Source organism: Achromobacter sp. HZ01 (assembly GCF_003267925.1).
Classification (GTDB): Bacteria; Pseudomonadota; Gammaproteobacteria; order Burkholderiales; family Burkholderiaceae_B; genus Achromobacter; species Achromobacter pulmonis_A.
In genome coordinates, this window is the sequence record NZ_LWKV01000003.1 from 292,233 (window position 1) to 311,445 (window position 19,213).

The window sequence follows — 19,213 nt, forward strand, 5'->3', positions numbered from 1 at the left end:
CTTAGGCATGGCAGAATCCGTTGGAGTGTATACGCTGGCATTGGTTCAGGCGCGCCCGGCCAGGGGCGCCCGGCCAGGGGCGCCGCTGGCCCCCAAGACTCAAGGAAACCCCGCATGTCCCTGTCCATCGACGTCGAAACGCCGCGCCTGCTGCTGCGGCAGTGGCTTGCGGCCGACCGCGAACCTTTCGCGGCGCTGAACGCGGACCCCGAGGTCACCCGATACCTGCTGCCGCTGGCCAGGCCCGAGAGCGACGCGCTGGCCGACCGCCTGGCCGCCGGCATCGACGAGCACGGCTGGGGTTTCTGGGCGGTCGAGGCGCCGGGCGTCGCGCCCTTCATCGGCTTCGTGGGCATCAAGCCGCTGGCTCCCGCGCTGCCGTTCGCGCCCGGCGTGGAGATCGGCTGGCGCCTGGCGCGGCCATACTGGGGCAGGGGCTACGCCTGCGAGGCGGCGCAGGCCGCGCTGAAGGTGGGGTTCGAGCAGGTGGGGCTGGACGAGATCGTGGCGTTCACGGCCACCGGCAACCTGCGCTCGCGCGCCGTGATGGAGCGCCTTGCGATGCGCGCGGACGCGGCGCCCTTCGATCATCCCGCCGTGCCGCCGGGCCATCCGCTGCGCGAGCACGTGCTCTACCGCATCGCCCGCCGGGACTGGCGCGCGCGGGAAAATGGTGACACGGACCCCGGCGACGCCCCGGTGGCGGCCGCCTGATTTGAGGCGTCCGGGCTTGCGGGTGTAAGATTTTCAGCACGTAGTAGCTGTCCGCCGACGGGATGCGCGATAGCCGCCTACAGGCTTCCCGTCCAACGCCAGGCGCCGCCCCTTGCGCGCGGCGCCGGCGCTTGTCGTTCGCGCCTTCGCTGCCGGCATTCTGCCGGCGCATCTTTCGGAGGAACGACCCATGCTGACCGAGATCGTCACGCGTGCGCTGTCCCAATTGACCGGAACCCCGCTGAGCGGCGACGGAATCAAAGGGCAGTTTCAGTACGCCTATGCCAGCGATGACGGCCAATTCGTGGCCATACTGACCCACGACATGACCACCTACGTGGTGGACTTGAACACGCAACGATATTTTGCCGAGTGCGGCGGTTCGCCCAGGGGGTTTGCCGGGCACGTACTCGAGATGGAAGGCACCGCGGCGCGCAGCCACCCCTGGCCCGCGGCCAACGACCTGTTCGACCTGGACATGGACGCCGACGAGCTGTCGTGGCGCAAGTGCCCGGGCCTGCGGCGCACGCCGCCGGCCGACCGATCAGTGGAGAGCCGCGCCGCCTGAGAGTGGCCAGAAGCGGCAACAAAGTTCATTGAACCGGCGCTTGCGCCGGTTTTTTTGTCGCCGGCGTGCGCAGTATGGGGGCATCTCCTATCGGTGCGGCCGGCTCGCTAAAATCAGCGCCATGACTACGCCCGCCCCAACCCGCGCGCCCGAAGGCGCCATCCTGGTCGATTGCACGCACGAGCGCCATGCCGACCAGATCCTCGCCATTTTCAACGAGGCCATCGCCACCTCCACTGCGCTGTACGACTACAAGCCGCGGCCGCGCGAGGCGATGGCGGGCTGGTTCCAGGCCAAGCGGCAGGGCGGCTTTCCGGTGGTGGGCTACGAAAACGCCGAAGGCGAGTTGATGGCGTTCGCCAGCTATGGCACGTTCCGCGCCTGGCCGGCCTACAAGTATTCGGTCGAGCATTCCGTGTACGTCGACAACCGCTTTCGCGGCCGCGGCCTGGGCATTGCGCTGATGCGCGAACTCATCGAACGCGCGCGCGCCCAGCAGGTGCACGTGCTGGTCGGCGGCATCGACGCGGCCAACCAGGGCAGCATCGCGCTGCACGAGAAGCTCGGCTTCACGCACGCAGGCACCATCCGCGAGGCCGGCTTCAAGTTCGGCCGCTGGCTGGACCTGGCGTTTTATCAGCTGGTGCTGGAGACGCCGGAACAGCCGGTGGATGGGTGAGGGCGCGGCCTACTTCGACAGCACGCGCATGGCCTGTTCCAGGCCGGCGACGGTGACCGGGTACATGCGGTCCTGCATGATGTCGCGCAGCAGCGCGATGGACTGGCGGTACTGCCAGGACGCGGTGGACTCGGGATTGAGCCAGACCGATTTGGGCCAGGCTTCCAGCAGGCGGCGCAGCCATTCGGCGCCGGGTTCCTTGTTGTAGTGCTCGACCGAGCCGCCCGGCTGCAGGATTTCGTACGGGCTCATGGTGGCGTCGCCGACGATGATCAGGCGCCAGTCGGGGTTGTACTTGCGCAGCACGTCCCAGGTGTCGAAGCGTTCGCTCTGGCGCCGGCGGTTGCTTTGCCACAGGCTTTCGTACGGACAGTTGTGGAAGTAATAGACCTCGAGGTGGCGGAACTCGCTGCGGGCCGCCGAGAACAGTTCCTCGACGCGCGCGATGTGGTCGTCCATGCTGCCGCCCACGTCCAGCAGCATCAGCACCTTGACCGTGTTGTGGCGCTCCGGGACCATGCGCAGGTCCAGGTGGCCGGCGTTGCGCGCGGTGCTGGCGATGGTGTCGTCCAGGTCCAGCTCCATGTCGGCGCCCTGGCGCGCGAAGCGCCGCAGGCGGCGCAGCGCGACCTTGAAGTTGCGCGTGCCCAGCTCGACCTGGTCGTCGTAGTCCTTGAACTGGCGCATGTCCCAGACCTTGACCGCGGTGCGGTTGCCGGCCGACGCGCCGCCCACGCGGATGCCTTCCGGGTGGTAGCCGCCGTTGCCGAAGGGCGAGGTGCCGCCGGTGCCGATCCACTTGCTGCCGCCGGCATGGCGTTCCTTCTGCTCTTCCATGCGCTCCTTGAAAAGCTCCATCAGCTTGTCCCAGCCGTGCTTTTCGATGGCGGCCTTTTCTTCCGGCGTCAGGCTTTTCTCGAACTGCTTGATGAGCCAGTCCAGCGGGATTTCCTTGCCCGCCGGCAGGGCGGCCGCGATGCCGCGGTAGTAGGCGCCGAAAGCCTGGTCGTAGCGGTCGTAGAGCGCTTCGTCCTTGACCAGCGCGGCGCGCGCCAGGAAGTAGAAATCGTCCAGCGTCGGCGCCATGAGGTTGTGGCGCAGGGCGTCCACCAGGGTCAGGTATTCCTTGACCGAGACGGGCAGCTTGTGCGCCCTGAGGTGGTAGAAGAAGTCGATCAGCATGTGCGAACCGCCACGGATGGTGCGCCGGATCAGCGGCGCTGGCCGCCGCGCGTCATGGCCGCCAGGCGCTCCAGCAGATGCACGTCCTGCTCGTTCTTGAGCAGGGCGCCGGCCATCAGCGGCACCGCCGTGGCGGTGTGCGCGTCGATCTCGGCGGCGCTGGCGCCTTCGGCCAGCAGCAGGCGCAGCCAGTCCAGCAGTTCGGAGGTGGAGGGCTTTTTCTTCAGGCCCGGCGCCTCGCGCAGCGCGAAGAAGGTGTCCAGCGCCGCGCGCAGCACGTCCTGCTTGAGGTCGGGATAGTGCACGGCGACGATGTCGCGCATCGTCTCGCGGTCGGGGAAGCGGATGTAGTGGAAGAAGCAGCGCCGCAGGAACGCGTCGGGCAGGTCCTTCTCGTTGTTGGAGGTGATGATGACCAGCGGGCGGTGCCGCGCCGAGATGGTCTCGCGCGTTTCGTAGACATGGAATTCCATGCGGTCCAGCTCGCGCAGCAGGTCGTTGGGGAATTCGATGTCGGCCTTGTCGATCTCGTCGATGAGCAGCACCGCCGGCTCCGGCGACTGGAAGGCCTGCCACAGCGTGCCCTGTACGATGTAGTTGCGGATGTCGCGGACTTTCTCGTCGCCCAGCTGCGAGTCGCGCAGGCGCGAGACGGCGTCGTATTCGTACAGGCCCTGGTGCGCCTTGGTGGTGGACTTGATGTGCCATTGCAGCAGCGGCCGGCCCAGCGCGCGGGCGACCTCTTCGGCAAGCATGGTCTTGCCGGTGCCGGGTTCACCCTTGATGAGGAGCGGGCGCTGCAGGATCAGCGCGGCGTTGACGGCGAGTTTCAGGTCATCGGTGGCGACATAACTGTCGGTCCCGTCGAAGCGGTCAGGCGTGGCGGAAGTGGCGGGCTGAGCTGCGGACATGGTTCGATGGCATCCGGGTTTTGATGATGGTCAATACCATATTAAGGTATTAATCCTGAGCAAGTATCGTACAATCAGGCGGTTTTGCTTTGGGTTCGACCCGCAACATGTTTGCCGAGGGCCTTTCTTGCATGCAGGCCCTAGTCCTTAGCCATACGAAGAAGAGCCACTCCAATGAAGTTGCGAACCTCTCTGAAGTACAAGCTATCCCTGTTGGCCGCAGCGGCATCCTGTGCGATCGCCGGCCAGGCCGTCGCGGCGGAAGCCGCCGCCGTGGTCGGTAATGTACAGAACGCCCGCGACAAGGTCTCGATGTGCATCGGTTGCCACGGAATCGAAGGCTACAAGGCGACGTTTCCCGAGCTCTACCACGTTCCGATGATTGCCGGCCAGAACGCCAAATACATCGAAACCGCCCTCAACGAGTATAAGAAAGGCGCGCGCAGCCATCCCACGATGGACGCCATCGCCGGCAGCTTGTCGGACCAGGACATCGCCGACCTGGCCGCGTATTACTCGAATCTCAAATAAGGGGCACACATGAATCGCACCATGCTTGCCCTCGCGGGCGCGACCCTGGCCGTGGCGGGCGCCGCGGCCCAGGCCCAGGACCTGGCGGCCGGCAAGGCCGTGTTCGACAAATTCAATTGCGCGTCCTGCCACGGCGCCGACGCCAAGACGGCCGTGGACCCGGCGTACCCGACCCTGGCCGGGCAGCACGCGGACTACCTGGCCCATGCCCTGAAGGCCTACAAGCGCGGCGCCTCCGGCAGCGCGGCCACGGCCAACGTGCGCAAGAACCCGATCATGGGCGCCTTCGCCACGCAGCTGTCCGACCAGGACATCACCAACGTCGCGGCCTGGCTGTCCACGCTGCCCAGCGACCTGGGCGTGCGCAAATAACGGCCCGAAGCAAAGGTCCGAAAAAAAGGCGGCACCCAGAAAAAACCCCGGCACGATGACCGGGGTTTTTTTCAGCGTCCCGCGCGCTGGCGGATCAGGTCGATGTAGGTGTCGCTGTCCAGCGGCGTGCCCAGCCGCTGGGCTTCCCAGACCACCTGGCCCAGGCATTCCATGATCTCGTGCGCCGCCTGGTGCGCGTCGCTGCGCGCCACCAGCTGCTGGTAGGCGTTGCGGATGCCCGGCGGATGGTCGATGGACAGCTGCTCGGCGATGGCCAGGTGCATGGACAGGTGCAGAAACGGGTTGGTGCGCCCCTTCTCCACGGAGTATTCCGCGGTCATGGCGTCGGGGCTTTCCAGGTCGCCGTGGTATTCCGGATGTTCGATGATCCAGTCCAGCGCGATGGCCTCGAGCGGGGTCAGCACCTCGGCCGCGCGGTGCTTGCGCCAGGTTTCGATGAAGAATTCGCGGACTTGGTCGCGGGAGGGATTGAACATCTGGAAGGGACGGAAAGCGGGCTGAGGATGCATTATTTTACCGCCCGGCGCGGCCCGCCGGGCCGGCCGGCCCCGTTGCGATATAGAATGGGTTGCTATCCGCCATCCGGTGTGCGGTTCCCCAGGACGGGTTTCCCCGGGAGCCGGACGCTTCCCGATGCCGGCGCGTGCAGAAAAATCACCCGGAGCAAATGGAGCATTCATGTCCTACCAACATATCAAGGTTCCCGCCGGCGGCCAGAAGATCACGGTCAACGCCGATTTCTCGCTGAATGTGCCCGAGCAGCCCATCGTTCCCTACATCGAGGGCGATGGCACGGGCGCCGATATCACCCCCGTGATGATCAAGGTCGTCGACGCGGCGGTGCAGAAGGCCTATGGCGGCAAGCGCAAGATCCACTGGATGGAAGTCTATGCCGGCGAAAAGGCCACCAAGGTCTACGGCCCGGACGTGTGGCTGCCCGATGAAACCCTGGATGTCGTCAAAGACTATGTGGTGTCCATCAAGGGCCCGCTGACCACCCCGGTCGGCGGCGGCATCCGCTCGCTCAACGTGGCGCTGCGCCAACAGCTGGACCTGTATGTCTGCCTGCGCCCGGTGCGCTATTTCAAGGGCGTGCCCTCGCCGGTGCGCGAGCCCGAAAAGACCGACATGGTGATCTTCCGCGAGAACTCCGAAGACATCTACGCCGGCATCGAATACATGGCCGAAGGCGAGCAGGCCAAGGAACTGATCCAGTTCCTGCAGACCAAGCTCGGCGTGAAGAAGATCCGTTTCCCGAACACCTCGTCCATCGGCATCAAGCCGGTCTCGCGCGAAGGCACCGAGCGCCTGGTGCGCAAGGCCCTGCAGTACGCCATCGACAACGACCGCAGCTCGGTCACGCTGGTGCACAAGGGCAATATCATGAAATTCACCGAGGGCGGGTTCCGCGACTGGGGCTATGCCCTGGCGCAGAAGGAATTCGGCGCGCAGCTCATCGACGGCGGCCCGTGGTGCAAGTTCAAGAACCCCAAGACGGGCCGCGAAATCACCGTCAAGGATTCGATCGCCGACGCCTTCCTGCAGCAGATCCTGCTGCGTCCGGCCGAATACGACGTGATCGCCACGCTCAACCTCAACGGCGACTACATCTCCGACGCGCTGGCCGCGCAGGTGGGCGGCATCGGCATCGCCCCGGGCGCCAACCTGTCCGATTCGGTGGCCATGTTCGAAGCCACCCACGGCACCGCGCCGAAGTACGCGGGCAAGGACTACGTGAACCCCGGTTCCGAAATCCTGTCGGCCGAAATGATGCTGCGCCACATGGGCTGGACCGAAGCCGCCGACCTGATCATCTCCAGCATGGAGAAATCCATCCTGTCCAAGAAGGTCACGTATGACTTCGCCCGCCTGCTCGAAGGCGCGACCCAGGTGTCGTGCTCGGGCTTCGGTCAGGTCATGATCGAAAACATGTAACCCTCGATAGGCCACTTGCGAGCAAGTCCTGGACGAAATCCGCCCGCCGTCATGGCGGGCGGTTTTGTCTGCATGCTCGGCAGGGCGCAGATGTTCCGCTACGTTTTTCCAGGTTGATTGTTGTGCCCCGACTGTACGTTTCCTTGGCCACCTGGCTGGTGTTGCTGATTCCCGCGCTGGCGTTGACCAGTCCCGTGGGCGGGCCGGCCATTATTTATCTCACCGGCCTGATCGCGCTGGCGGCGCTCGCCGCCAATGCGATCAAGCGCTATGAACCGATGGATTTCCAGGCCCTGTGGCCGATCGCCCTGGCGCTGCTGCTGCCGCTGGCCTGTATGTTCATCACCTCCGCTGTGCGGGGCGTGTGGAGCGGCTCCGAACTCGAGAAACTGCTGCGCTTCGCGCTGGCGGTGCCGGTCCTGTGGCTGTTGCTGAGAGCGCCCCAGCAATGGCTCAGGCAGATCCAGTGGAGCCTGCTCATCGGCGCGCTCGCCGGCTCGGTCATGCTGATCGTCACCATGACCTGGTGGGAGCGCGCCACCGTGGCGGAGATCGGCGGGCGCTACAACGCCGTGGCCTTCGCCAACCTGACGCTGCTGTTCGGCATGATGTCGCTGCTGTCCATAGGCTGGGGCGCGATCACGCGCTGGCCGCGCGCCGAAGCCGCCGTCAAGGTGCTGGTGGCCGTGCTGAGCGTGTGGGGCACCTGGGTGTCCGAGACGCGCAGCAGCTGGATGCTGCTGCCCATCCTGGCCGTGGTGTTCCTGCTGGGCCTGCGCGGCTGGCGGCGGCGCCACAAGGTGTACTGCGCGCTGGGGCTGGCCGTGGCGCTGGCGGTCTCCGCGGTCGGCATCTGGAACTTCAGCAGCCGCATGCACGAGATCCAGAGCGACCTGCATGGTTTCACCACGTCGAGCAACCGCGACACCTCGTTCGGCATCCGCCTGCAGTTGTGGGAAGCCTCGCTGCTGATGTTCGAGAAAAGCCCGGTGGTGGGGCTGGGGCCGAACCAGTTCCGCAGCGAACTGCTGGCGCTGGAGAAGCAGGGCGTGGTGACGCGCGAGGTCGTCGACGGCTTCGGCGAGCCGCATAACGACATGCTCGCGGCCCTGGCGGGCTACGGGCTGCTGGGCCTGGCGAGCATCCTCACCCTCTACCTGCTGCCGGCGGCGGTGTTCCTGCGCAGAATGGCCAGCGACGACCGCGTGATACGCGTCGGCGCCCAGATGGGCCTGTTGTTCTGCCTGGGCTATTGCGCCTACAGCCTGACCGAAATGATGTTCCGCAACATGCGCAGCGTGCCTACCTATGCGCTGATCATGGTGGCGCTGATCGCGCTGACCACGCCGCGTCCGGCCGCGCCGCGCCAGCCCTGAGCCGGGCCCCGGTTCAGGCCGTCTGCAGCCGGCCGGGGCTTGCGTGCAGCGCGCCCATCGCCCGTTGCAGGCGTGCGCCCAGTTCGCGGCTGGCGCTGGTCATGGGCAGGCGCAATTCGTCGGCGATCAGCCCCTGCATGGCGAGCGCGCGCTTGATCGGCGCCGGATTCGGTTCGGCGTACAGCAGCCGGGTCAGGCCGCGCAGCGGCTCGAACAGTTCGCGCGCGGCCTCGGCATCGCCGTCGCGGGCCAGCTGTGCGATTGCGACGTAGCGCTCGGGATACAGATGCGCGGCGGCCGGGATGGCGCCGCGGCCGCCGGCCAGGAAGTGGTCCAGCAGCGCGGGTTCCGTGCCGCACAGCGCCGGCAACGCGCCGCGCGCATTCAGCGCCGCCAGCACCGATGGGTTGCATTCCTTGACCGCGCTGAAGCCGGGCAGGGACGCCAGCGCCTCCATGGTCTCCACCGTCATCGCGACGCCGGCGCGCTTGGGGATGTTGTACAGGATGATGGGCTGCCGCGTGGCCCAGGCGATCTGCCGGTAATGCCACAGGATGCCGGCCTGGGACGGACCCAGGTAGTAGGGCGGCGGCACCAGATAGCCGGCGGGCCGGTACTTGTCCAGGCGGCGGATCGCGGCGGCCACCCCGCGCGTGTCCACGCCGCCCGCGCCGAACACCAGCGGCAGCGCGTGCGGGTCGCTGGAGATCGCCTCGATCATCTCGATCTTCTCCGGCAGGCTCAACAGGCTGCCTTCGCCCGTGGAGCCGAACAGCACCAGGCCCGCCATGCCGGCGTTACGGTAGTAGCGCGCCAGCGCCTGCGCGGCGTCCAGGTCCACGCGGCCGGCGCGCATCGGCGTGACCATGGGCAGCCAGATGCCCTCGAAGGCGGTCTTGGTCGGCATGTCCATGGCTCAACGCGCCGTGTACGCGGGGGCGGCGAGCACCGGGCCGAATTCCGCGCGCGGCAATCCGGACATGACCGCATGCATCAGCGCGTCCAGCTGGCCGCGGCCGCATTGCAGCTGCAGCGCGCAGCGCGCGCCGGCGCCATCGACCGACAGCACATGGACGCCGATGCGCTCGCCCAGCGCGCGGTGCAGGGCCAGGCGCAGATTGAGGGCGTCGAGCGTGTCTATCGTGACGGTCAGCGCGACCCGGTCGTTGCGCGGGGCGGGCAAGGGGCGGCGGCGCGGTTGCAGTCTGGGGATCATGGCGGGGGCGGGATGGACGCGCCGCTGGCGGCGCTTCGGTATCCGGTTGGTTGATGACGGTTTCACTATAGGCAGCGCGCCATAAAAGCTGCCGATAAATGCGAACGGGACGCGTAAAAAACGCGTCAATGCCCGCGGCGGATCAGAACGCCTTGGTCACGGACAGCAGGCCCGCGGCGCGGCCCATGTCGCGCCCGCGCGTGTTGGTGTAGACGGCGCGGTCGGCGTCGGTGTCCAGATAGGCCAGCGACACCGACAGGCCCTGGCCGAAGTCTTTCGTCAGCCCCAGCTTCCAGTCGGTGTACGAGCCGTCGTCCACGTTGCGCACCAGTTGGCGGCCGACGTGGGCATTGAGCGTCACGCCCCAGATGCCGGTATCGATATTGCCGGACAGGTCGAAGTACTGGCTGTACTTGCTGTCGGCGAATCCGAACAGGTTGGTCATGGCGATGGAGTACTTGAACGTGAGCGGACCATAGCCGATGCCGGCGTACAGCTCGGTGGTGTCGGGGCTGGTGTAGTGCGACGGGTAATCGCCGGGGTAGTAGTACTGCAGGACGCCCAGGTCGACGGGCACGTCCTGCGCCAGATTGGCTTTGTAGCCTCCGTAGAAATCCATTTCCACGGGCGCGGAGACGCGGCTGTCGGCGTCGTTGAGCCAGCTGATGCTGGAGTTCCAGTTGCCGAGGTAGAAGCCGCTGGCGTGGACCACATCGAATCCGCCCTGGATGGCGGGCTTGTTGTTGGACTGCATCAGACCGCGATAACGGTACTGGCTGGCCAGCGTGACGTTCGCGGTCAGCGTAAAAGCGGGCGCGGCGGGCGGCGCTTCGGCGGCGCACGCATGGCCGGCGTGCGCGGCGGCAAGGGTCAGCAGCGCGGCCGCGGCGAGTGAGTGGCGGGGCATCGGAATCTCCTGTTGTTGGATGGGACCGCAACAATAGGATCAACCGCATAAAGGCCGAGACAACACTTGCCGGCCGCGCGTAAACGCGGCGTCAACGCCAGGCGCGCGTTTCAGCCCGCGAAGCGGTAGCCCACGCCGATCTCGGTCAGCAGATAGACGGGCTGGGCGGGATCGGCCTCCAGCTTCTGGCGCAGGTGGCCCATGTAGATCCGCAGGTAGTGGTTGCTTTCGACGTGCGAAGGCCCCCATACCTCGCGCAGCAGTTCGCGGTGCGTCATGACCTTGCCGCGATGCGCCAGCAGCGCCGCCAGCAGCCGGTACTCCATCGCGGTCAGGTGCACGTGGCGTCCGCCGCGCTCGACCACGCGGCGGGCGAAATCCACGCGCACGTCGCCGAACGCGATCTCCGCCGCATTGCCCGCGCCGCCGCGGGCGTGGCGCCGCAGCAGCACGCGCAGGCGCGCCAGCAGTTCGCTGACGCCGAACGGTTTGGTCAGGTAGTCGTCCGCGCCGGCGTCCAGCGCGGCGACCTTGTCGGCCTCGGCGCTGCGCGCCGACAGCACCAGCACCGGCACCTCGGTCCAGCCGCGCAGTTCGCGGATCAGGGTCATGCCGTCCTCGTCCGGCAGGCCCAGGTCCAGCACCACCGCGTCGGGCTGGCGGGTGCCGGCCTCGATCAGGCCGCGCCTGACGGTGTCGGCCTCATGCACGACGCAGCCCTCGGTTTCCAGGGCCTGGCGCACGAAGCGCCGGATATGGGCGTCATCCTCGATGAGCAGGAGGGTCGGCTGGTAATCGAACATGCGGGGCGGCGCTCAGGCGGTTTCGGGTTGGATCGGGGGCGGCGTGCCCAGCGGGAGCGTGAAGACGAACTGCGCGCCGGCCTGCTGGCCCGGCGCGTGCTCGACCCAGATTCTGCCACGGTGGGCGGCGACGATGGCCTCGCAGACGGCCAGGCCCAGGCCCACGCCGGGCGTGGCGGACTCGCGTTCGCCGCGCGTGAATTTCTCGAAGATGCGGCGTTCGGCGCCCGGCGGCACGCCGGGGCCGTTGTCGCAGACGGCCACGCGCAGCTCGCCGTCGCGGGCCGCCGCCGACAGGCGCAGCGTGCTGCCGGGCGGCGTGTACTTGGCCGCGTTCTCCAGCAGGTTGCACAACACCCGCTCGATCAGCACGCCGTCGCATTCCACCAGCGGCAGCTGCGACAGGCTGTCGACGACGACCCGGTGCGCGGCCAGCGGCTCGCGCATGGCGGCCAGCGCCGCGCCCACCAGTTCCTCGATGGACTGCCATTCCAGCCGCAGCGGCGTGTCGCGGTTCTGCAGCCGCGCCATGTCCAGCAGGTTGGCGACCAGCGCGTGCATGCGCTGGGCCTGGTCGCGCATGGCGCGGATGGTGTCGTGCACGTCGGGCGGCAGCGCCGCCTGCTGGCGCATCAGCGTGTCGGTCATGCCGACCAGGCTGGTCAGCGGGGTGCGCAGGTCGTGCGACACCGCGGCCAGCAGCGAGTTGCGCAGCTTCTCGGATTCCATGCTGACCAGCGCCTGCTGCGCGACCTCCACGTAATGCAGGCGTTCGAGAGCGATGGCGATCAGGGTGGCGTAGGCTTCGATCTGGCGGCGCGAATCGGGGTCGGAAAACAGGCTGCGCCGCGCCGCCGCCAGCGCCAGCACGCCGCGGATGCGCATGGGCGCTTTCAGCGGCAGGTACAGCAGCGCGCCGTGCGCCAGCGTGGCGGTGCCCGCGCCGGCCGGCTGGCCGTGGTCGTAGACCCATAGGGCCACGGCGGATTCCGGCGGCGGCATGTCGGGCTCGGGCGGCGAGGCCAGTTGCAGGCGCTCGTCCATGCCCAGGATGTACAGCGCGCAGCGCGAGCCGAAGGTGGCGTGCACGAACGCGCCGGCCAGCGCGACGATCTGTTCGGGCAGCAGCGCCGACGAGAGTTCGCGCGCGAATTCGTAAAGGCTGCGGGCGTCGGCTTCGCGCTTGACCGAGGCCTGCGCCTGCAGGCGCAGCCCGGCCGTCAGCTGCCCGATCAGCAGGCCCACCGACAGCAGCACGCCGAAGGTCAGCAGGTACTGCACGTCCGACACGGCGAAGGACGCCAGCGGCTGCACGAAAAAGAAATCGAACAGCCCCACGCTGACCACCGAGGCCAGCGCCGCCGGCCCGCGGCCGTGGCGCAGCGCCACGGCCACCACCGCCAGCAGGAACAGCATGACGATGTTGGTCTGGTGCAGGGTGGGAAAGGCCAGCGCAGACAGCGCGGTGGCGCCGGCGCAATAGCACAGCGCCCAGGCGTAGCCGGCCAACGGGCGCGCGCCGCGCTCGTCGCCACGCCCCTTCGGCGCCAGCGCGTCGCGCACGGAGGCGGCGCTGGCGGGCAGGGGCGGGGCGCCCAGGCGGATCACATCGATCTCGGGGCAGCCGGCCGCCAGCATGTCGGCGAAGCTGTGGCGGCGCCAGAGCCAGCCCGGCGCGAGGGCGCTGGTCAGCGCGGCCGACAGCGACAGGCGCAGGCGCTGCAGGCCGGCGGCGCGGGTGCGGCCGATGACGGCCTTGGTGATGTTGTGGCGGCGCACGTAGCGCACCACCGCGTCGACCATGTCGTCGCCGGCCAGCGTTTCGCTGCGCGCGCCCAGCGAATCCGCCAGGGCCAGGCTGCGCTGCATGCGTTCGCGTTCGGCCTGCGGCGGCGGGGCCGCGCGCGGCGTGTCGATGGTGACCACGTGCAGGTCGCAGTCCAGCTGCCGGCTCAGCTGGTGGGCGCTGCGGATCACGTACTCGGCGTCGATGTCCGGGCCGATGCAGGCGACCACGGCCTCGCGCGTGCGCCATACGGATTCGATGGCGCGGTCGCGCCGGTAGGCCTGGACGTCGTCGTCCACGTGGTCGGCCGTGCGGCGCAGCGCCAGCTCGCGCAGCGCGATCAGGTTGCCCTTGCGGAAGAAGTTGCGGGTGGCGTGGCGCGCCTGCTCGGGCACGTAGACCTTGCCTTCTTTCAGGCGGCGCAGCAGCTCGTCGGCCGACAGGTCGACCAGGATCACTTCGTCGGCCGAATCGAAGACCGCGTCCGGCACGGTCTCCCAGACCCGCACCCCGGTGATGCTGCCGACCGCCATGTTCTGGCTGTCCAGGTGCTGCACGTTCAGCGTGGTCCAGACGTCGATGCCGGCCGTCAGCAGTTCTTCGATGTCCTGCCAGCGCTTGGCGTGGCGCGAGCCGGGCGCGTTCGAATGCGCCAGCTCGTCCACCAGCACCAGGTCCGGGCGCCGCGCCAGCGCGCCGTCCAGGTCGAATTCCTTCAGCAGGTGGCCGCGGTACGGCGCCTCCTTGAGCGGGAGGACGGGCAGGCCTTCGAGCAGCGCCGCGGTTTCGCGCCGGCCGTGGGTTTCGACCACGCCGGCCAGCACGTGCGCGCCCTGCGCGGCCTGGGCGCGGGCCGCCACCAGCATGGCGTAGGTCTTGCCCACGCCGGCCGAAGACCCGAAGTAGATGCGCAGCCGGCCGCGCGCCGCCTGGCGCGCGGCATCGTCCAGCGTCTTCAAGAGCGCGTCGGGGTCCGGACGCGCTCCGGCGGTATCAGCCATGAAAATAGTGTGGGGTGACGGCTGGCAATACTATACGCCGCGCCATCAGCGCGCCGGCGCCAGCCGGTCCAGCGCCAGGTTCAGCGTCAGCACATTGACCGCGGGCTCGCCCAGCACGCCCAGCCAGGGCTTTTCGGTATGCGCCTGGATCAGCGCGTCGACCTGCGCGCGCGGCAGATGGCGCGCGCGCGCCACGCGCGCGGCCTGGTAGGCCGCCGCGGCCGGGCTGATGTGCGGGTCCAGTCCGCTGCCGGACGCGGTGACCAGGTCCACCGGCACGGGCACGGGGTTGTCGGGATCGGCCGCCTTCAAGGCGGCGATGCGCGCCTGGATGGCCTCGGCCAGCGCCGGATTGCGCGGCCCCAGGTTCGAGCCGCCGGAGTTGGCGCCGTTGTATGGCGCGGGCCCGGTGGCCGACGGCCGGCCCCAGAAGTAGCCGGGCGCGCTGAACGATTGGCCGATCAGTTCGGAGCCGACGAAGCGGCCGTCCTGCTCGATGAGCGAGCCGGCCGCTTCGCGCGGAAACACGGCGGCGGCGATGCCGGTGGTCAGGAACGGATAGGCCAGGCCGGTCACCAGCGACAGCGCGGCGAAGACGACCAGCGCCGGGCGCAGGATGCCGGCTTGGCGCGGCAGGGTAGCGGAGGATTTCATGATTGGTTCCTTGGAATAAGCCCGGGCCTAGGCCCAGCCCAGCGCGGCCAGCACCATGTCGATCAGCTTGATGCCGGCGAACGGCACCAGCAGGCCGCCCAGGCCGTAGATCAGCAGGTTGCGGCGCAGCAGCGTCGCCGCGCCCAGCGGGCGGTAGCGCACGCCCTTGAGCGCCAGCGGAATCAGCGCCACGATGATCAGCGCATTGAAGATCACGGCCGACAGGATGGCCGAGGCCGGCGTGGCCAGGCCCATCACGTTCAGCACCTGCAGCTGCGGATACACGGCGGCGAAGGCGGCGGGAATGATGGCGAAGTACTTGGCCACGTCGTTGGCCACGCTGAAGGTGGTGAGCGCGCCGCGGGTCATCAGCATCTGCTTGCCGATCTCCACGATCTCGATCAGCTTGGTGGGGTTGGAGTCCAGGTCCACCATGTTGCCGGCCTCCTTGGCCGCCTGGGTGCCCGAATTCATCGCCACCGCCACGTCGGCCTGCGCCAGCGCGGGCGCGTCGTTGGTGCCGTCGCCCGTCATCGCCACCAGCCGGCCTTCGGCCTGGTAGGTGCGGATCAGCTTGAGCTTGGCCTCGGGCGTGGCCTCGGCCAGGAAGTCGTCGACGCCGGCCTCGGCGGCGATGGAAGCCGCCGTGAGCTTGTTGTCGCCGGTGATCATGACGGTCTTGATCCCCATGCGGCGCAGCGCCGCGAAGCGCGACTGGATGCCGGGCTTGACGATGTCCTTCAGTTCGACCACGCCGAGCGCGCGGCCGCCGTCGCTGACCATCAGCGGCGTGCTGCCGCGGCGCGCGACGTCCTCGGCCAGCTGGCGCGCCTGCGCCGGCACCGCCGAGTCCTGCGCCGCCAGCCAGGACTGGACCGCGTCGACCGCGCCCTTGCGGATGCTGCGGCCGCCGGCGTCCACGCCGCTCATGCGCGACTGGGCGCTGAAGGGCACGAACTGCGCGTTCGGCATGGGCGCGGCCGGCGCGCGCAGGAGCTTGTCGGCCAGGGCCACGATGCTGCGGCCCTCGGGCGTTTCGTCGGCCAGCGAGGCCAGGCGCGCGGCGTCGGCCAGTTCGCGTTCGGACACGCCGGGCGCGGGCAGGAAGGCCGAGGCCTGGCGGTTGCCGAAGGTGATGGTGCCGGTCTTGTCCAGCAGCAGCACGTCCACGTCTCCGGCGGCCTCGACCGCGCGGCCCGAAGTGGCGATGACGTTGGCGCCCATCATGCGGCTCATGCCGGCCACGCCGATGGCCGACAGCAGCCCGCCGATGGTGGTGGGGATCAGGCAGACCAGCAGCGCCACCAGCACGGTCACGGTGACCGCGGCGCCCGCGCCGGCGGCGTCGACCGCGTAGATCGAGAACGGCAGCAGGGTCGCCACCACCAGCAGGAACACCACCGTCAGGCCGACCAGCAGGATGGTGAGCGCCAGTTCGTTGGGCGTCTTCTGGCGCTTGGCGCCTTCGACCATGCCTATCATGCGGTCCAGGAAGCTCTCGCCCGGGTCGGCCTCGATGCGCACGAAGATCCAGTCAGACAGCACCCGCGTGCCGCCGGTGACCGAGGAGAAGTCGCCGCCGGACTCGCGGATCACCGGCGCGGATTCGCCGGTGATGGCGCTTTCGTCCACCGAGGCGACGCCGGCCAGCACCTGGCCGTCGCCGGGTATGGTCTCGCCGGCTTCGACCAGCACCACGTCGCCGCGGCGCAGCAGGCCGGATGGCTGGCTGACCGCCAGGCCGCGCCATTCGGCCGGCTGCGCGTGGCGCGCGTCGGCCTCGCGCCAGCCCTTGAGCAGGCGGGCGTTCACGGTGGTGCGCAGGCCGCGCAAGGCGGCGGCCTGCTGCTTGCCGCGGCCTTCGGCCAGGGCCTCGGCGAAATTGGCGAACAGCACGGTGAACCACAGCCACGCGGCGATCGCCAGGATGAAGCCGGCGGGCGCGTCGGCCATGCCGCGCAGGGCCATGACCCACAGCACGGTCGTCAGGATGCTGCCCGCGTAGACCACGAACATCACGGGGTTCTTCAACTGCGCCGTCGGCGACAGCTTGCGCAGGCTTTCCAGCAGGGCGGGGGCGACCAGCGCGCCCGACCACAGTCCGAAGCCGCGTTCCTGCGGGGCGGCGGCAGGGACGTGGGCGGCGCCGCCCGCGGCGCCGAAGGCGGAGGTTTCAATCTTGGCCATTTTCATATTCCAGTTATGCGGCGCTACCGCATCAAGTGTTCGGCGACCGGCCCCAAGGCCAGCGCGGGCACGTAGGTCAGCGCGCCCACCATCAGCACCGCGCCGATCAGCAGGGTCACGAACAGCGGACCGGTCGTGGGCATGCTGGCCGGACCGGCGGGCAGGCGGCGCTTGGCGGCCAGCGAGCCGGCCAGCGCCAGCACCGCGACGATGATGGCGAAGCGGCCGAACCACATGGCCGCGCCGAGCAGGACGTTGTAGAAGGGCGTGTTGGCCGACAGGCCGGCGAAGGCGCTGCCGTTGTTGTTCGCCGCCGAGCTGAGGGCATAGAGGATTTCCGAAAAACCGTGGATGCCCGGGTTCAGCACGCCGGCCTGGCCGGCGGCGACGGACACGGCCAGCGCCGTGCCGCCCAGCACCAGCAGCGGCGTGGCCAAGATGACGATGGACACCATCTTCATGTCGTGGGCCTCGATCTTCTTGCCCAGGTATTCGGGACTGCGGCCTATCATCAGCCCGGCGATGAACACGGCCAGGATGGCGCAGGCCAGCATGCCGTACAGGCCCGAACCCACGCCGCCGAAGACCACCTCGCCCAGCTGCATCAGCAGCATCGGCGTGAGCCCGCCCATCGCGGTGAACGAATCGTGCATGCCGTTGACCGCGCCGCAGGAGGCCGCCGTGGTGACGGTGGCAAACAGCGAGGTCGCGGCGATGCCGAAGCGGGTTTCCTTGCCTTCCATGTTGCCGCCGGACACCGAGGCGCCGGCCTGCGCGGCCATGGGATTGGGCTGCTGCTCGAAGTAGCCGGCCGACAGCGCGAACGCGCCGAACAGCAGCGTCATGGCCGCCAGGATCGCGATGCCCTGGCGCCGGCTGCCCACCATCTCGCCGAACGAGAAGCACAGCGCCGCCGGGATCGCCAGAATGGCCAGCATCTCCAGGAAGTTCGCCAGCGCCGTGGGGTTTTCGTACGGATGCGAGGAGTTGGCGTTGAAGAAGCCGCCGCCGTTGGTGCCCAGCAGCTTGATCGATTCCTGCGAGGCCACCGGGCCCATGGCCAGCGTCTGGGTCTGGCCGGCCAGGGTCTGGACTTCCTGGTAGGCGCTGAAGTTCTGGATCACGCCCTGGCTGACCAGCGCCAGCGCCAGCACCAGCGACAGCGGCAGCAGCACGTACAGCGTGCAACGCACCATGTCGGCCCAGAAATTGCCCACCGTAGTGGAGCAATGGCGCGCCAGGCCGCGCACCAAAGCGAACAGCACGGCGATGCCGGTCGCGGCCGAGACGAAGTTCTGCACCGTCAGCGCCAGCATCTGGGTCAGGTAGCTCATGGTGGACTCGCCGCCGTAGCCCTGCCAGTTGGTGTTGGTGACGAAGCTGATGGCGGTGTTCAGCGCCGAGTCCGGCGCCACCGCGCCCAGGCCGGCGGGGTTCAGGGGCAGCACGCCCTGCAGGCGCTGCAGGGCGTAGACCGCCGCGATTCCCACGATGTTGAAGGCCAGCACGGCCAGGGCGTAGCGCTGCCAGCCCATTTCGGCCTGGGGGTCTATGCCGGCCAGCCGGTAAATGCCGCGTTCCAGCGGGCGGCCCCAGGCCGTCAGCCGGGACTGCGGGTTTTCCATGGCCGCGCGGATATACCGCCCCAGAAACGGCGCGACGGCCAGCAGGACCGCCAGGTAGGCGGCGAGCAATCCGATGAATTCGGCGGACATCAGAATTTCTCCGGTTTGAACAGCGCCACCAGCAGGTAGACGAACAACAGGGCGGCGGTCACGCCGCTCAGCCAATAAAGCGCGTTCATGCCCGTGCTCCCGAAGACAGGGCCAGGCAGAAGCGCAGCAGGGCGTAGGTCAGCCCCGCCAGCACGGCGAAAATGGCGATATAGAAGGCATCCACGTTTTTCTCCCGAAAGCGGACGGCCCGCGCGCCGGCAGGCGCGGCCAGGGCCGATCAGGACACCGGCAGGTTACGCAGCGGGGGGTAAAAACGGGGTATAGGTTTGGCGGGGCGGGATAAATGAAACGTAAAAACGAAAAATCCCAATATTTAGGATGTTTCGATCGAAATGCACTTATATGGTGCAGCGAATATGTAAATGAATGCTCCTTCTTAGGGCATTCCCCTAGTGTGACAATCCCGCTACTGGTGCAGAATCTCATCCCATGCAGGTGAGGAGACAAAGCCCTGCATGGGCAAATACCGGCGGCACCGGTACATAAAAAAAGTAAGCAGTACCCAGAAAAAAAGCAAAACGCACAACGGCTGGCACCTGGTAGTGCCAGCCGTTGTCGCATAAAAAGCCGGCATTGCTTCCGCAGGGGGCTTTTCAAGCGCCGCGTTTTCGCGACATTCAGGCGGAGCCCCGCT

At 68.2% G+C, this 19,213-nt stretch carries 19 protein-coding genes; 7 read left to right on the forward strand and 12 right to left on the reverse strand.

What is annotated here, in order from left to right; translation table 11 throughout:
* Nucleotides 1–114 precede the first annotated feature (114 nt).
* The 3 genes from A6B37_RS17410 to A6B37_RS17420 all read left to right on the forward strand — a co-directional run bounded on the left by A6B37_RS17410 (nucleotide 115) and on the right by A6B37_RS17420 (nucleotide 1,961).
* Complete coding sequence (locus A6B37_RS17410; RefSeq protein ID WP_111826470.1) at nucleotides 115–714, forward strand: GNAT family N-acetyltransferase; 600 nt, start codon at nucleotides 115–117, stop codon at nucleotides 712–714.
* Nucleotides 715–904: 190 nt separating this feature from the next.
* Nucleotides 905–1,282, forward strand: coding sequence for a hypothetical protein (locus A6B37_RS17415; protein WP_111826471.1), 378 nt, complete (start codon nucleotides 905–907; stop codon nucleotides 1,280–1,282).
* Between the two features lie 121 nt (nucleotides 1,283–1,403).
* Nucleotides 1,404–1,961: a GNAT family N-acetyltransferase gene (locus tag A6B37_RS17420; RefSeq protein WP_102774207.1), complete on the forward strand. Its 558-nt coding sequence runs from the start codon at nucleotides 1,404–1,406 to the stop codon at nucleotides 1,959–1,961.
* Nucleotides 1,962–1,970: 9 nt separating this feature from the next.
* Here the strand turns inward: A6B37_RS17420 and A6B37_RS17425 are convergent, their stop codons facing one another.
* Entirely contained in the window at nucleotides 1,971–3,143 is a 1,173-nt protein-coding gene (locus A6B37_RS17425) for a VWA domain-containing protein (protein ID WP_111826472.1), read from the reverse strand.
* Between the two features lie 29 nt (nucleotides 3,144–3,172).
* The gene (locus A6B37_RS17430) at nucleotides 3,173–4,054 is read right to left on the reverse strand and encodes a MoxR family ATPase (protein WP_111826473.1); all 882 of its coding nucleotides are present in this window, start codon (nucleotides 4,052–4,054) and stop codon (nucleotides 3,173–3,175) included.
* 174 nt (nucleotides 4,055–4,228) lie between these two features.
* On the opposite strand from A6B37_RS17430, the gene A6B37_RS17435 reads away from it, so the two are divergent.
* Nucleotides 4,229–4,585 (forward strand): cytochrome c, encoded by a 357-nt coding sequence (locus A6B37_RS17435; protein WP_102774210.1) that lies wholly within the window; start codon nucleotides 4,229–4,231, stop codon nucleotides 4,583–4,585.
* Between the two features lie 9 nt (nucleotides 4,586–4,594).
* On the forward strand, nucleotides 4,595–4,957 hold the full coding sequence (locus tag A6B37_RS17440) for a c-type cytochrome (protein WP_102774211.1): 363 nt from the start codon (nucleotides 4,595–4,597) through the stop codon (nucleotides 4,955–4,957).
* 71 nt (nucleotides 4,958–5,028) lie between these two features.
* Here the strand turns inward: A6B37_RS17440 and A6B37_RS17445 are convergent, their stop codons facing one another.
* A complete protein-coding gene (locus tag A6B37_RS17445) occupies nucleotides 5,029–5,454 on the reverse strand; it encodes a DUF1841 family protein (RefSeq protein ID WP_102774212.1) in 426 nt (141 codons plus the stop codon).
* Nucleotides 5,455–5,656: 202 nt separating this feature from the next.
* Between A6B37_RS17445 and icd the strand changes: the two genes are divergently transcribed.
* Complete coding sequence (gene icd, locus A6B37_RS17450; RefSeq protein WP_102774213.1) at nucleotides 5,657–6,913, forward strand: NADP-dependent isocitrate dehydrogenase; 1,257 nt, start codon at nucleotides 5,657–5,659, stop codon at nucleotides 6,911–6,913.
* Between the two features lie 122 nt (nucleotides 6,914–7,035).
* A complete protein-coding gene (locus A6B37_RS17455; protein WP_111826474.1) occupies nucleotides 7,036–8,289 on the forward strand; it encodes an O-antigen ligase family protein in 1,254 nt (417 codons plus the stop codon).
* Between the two features lie 13 nt (nucleotides 8,290–8,302).
* Here A6B37_RS17455 and A6B37_RS17460 read toward each other — a convergent pair whose 3' ends face one another.
* The 9 genes from A6B37_RS17460 to kdpF form a co-directional block, all read right to left on the reverse strand.
* Nucleotides 8,303–9,202, reverse strand: a complete 900-nt coding sequence (locus A6B37_RS17460) for a 4-hydroxy-tetrahydrodipicolinate synthase (protein ID WP_111826475.1) — start codon at nucleotides 9,200–9,202, stop codon at nucleotides 8,303–8,305.
* A gap of 3 nt (nucleotides 9,203–9,205) precedes the next feature.
* Nucleotides 9,206–9,505, reverse strand: a complete 300-nt coding sequence (locus A6B37_RS17465; RefSeq protein WP_111826476.1) for a hypothetical protein — start codon at nucleotides 9,503–9,505, stop codon at nucleotides 9,206–9,208.
* A 142-nt stretch (nucleotides 9,506–9,647) separates the two neighbouring features.
* Nucleotides 9,648–10,412: a TorF family putative porin gene (locus A6B37_RS17470; RefSeq protein WP_111826477.1), complete on the reverse strand. Its 765-nt coding sequence runs from the start codon at nucleotides 10,410–10,412 to the stop codon at nucleotides 9,648–9,650.
* Between the two features lie 110 nt (nucleotides 10,413–10,522).
* Nucleotides 10,523–11,215, reverse strand: a complete 693-nt coding sequence (gene kdpE, locus A6B37_RS17475; protein ID WP_102774218.1) for a two-component system response regulator KdpE — start codon at nucleotides 11,213–11,215, stop codon at nucleotides 10,523–10,525.
* Nucleotides 11,216–11,227: 12 nt separating this feature from the next.
* Nucleotides 11,228–14,002 (reverse strand): sensor histidine kinase KdpD, encoded by a 2,775-nt coding sequence (locus A6B37_RS17480; protein ID WP_111826478.1) that lies wholly within the window; start codon nucleotides 14,000–14,002, stop codon nucleotides 11,228–11,230.
* A gap of 45 nt (nucleotides 14,003–14,047) precedes the next feature.
* Complete coding sequence (gene kdpC, locus A6B37_RS17485; RefSeq protein WP_111826479.1) at nucleotides 14,048–14,656, reverse strand: potassium-transporting ATPase subunit KdpC; 609 nt, start codon at nucleotides 14,654–14,656, stop codon at nucleotides 14,048–14,050.
* A gap of 27 nt (nucleotides 14,657–14,683) precedes the next feature.
* On the reverse strand, nucleotides 14,684–16,843 hold the full coding sequence (gene kdpB / locus A6B37_RS17490) for a potassium-transporting ATPase subunit KdpB (RefSeq protein WP_111826480.1): 2,160 nt from the start codon (nucleotides 16,841–16,843) through the stop codon (nucleotides 14,684–14,686).
* Between the two features lie 23 nt (nucleotides 16,844–16,866).
* The gene (gene kdpA / locus A6B37_RS17495; protein WP_111826481.1) at nucleotides 16,867–18,558 is read right to left on the reverse strand and encodes a potassium-transporting ATPase subunit KdpA; all 1,692 of its coding nucleotides are present in this window, start codon (nucleotides 18,556–18,558) and stop codon (nucleotides 16,867–16,869) included.
* Nucleotides 18,558–18,647, reverse strand: coding sequence for a K(+)-transporting ATPase subunit F (gene kdpF / locus A6B37_RS17500; protein ID WP_102774222.1), 90 nt, complete (start codon nucleotides 18,645–18,647; stop codon nucleotides 18,558–18,560). Before kdpF ends, kdpA begins: the two co-directional genes overlap by 1 nt.
* Nucleotides 18,648–19,213: the final 566 nt, after the last annotated feature.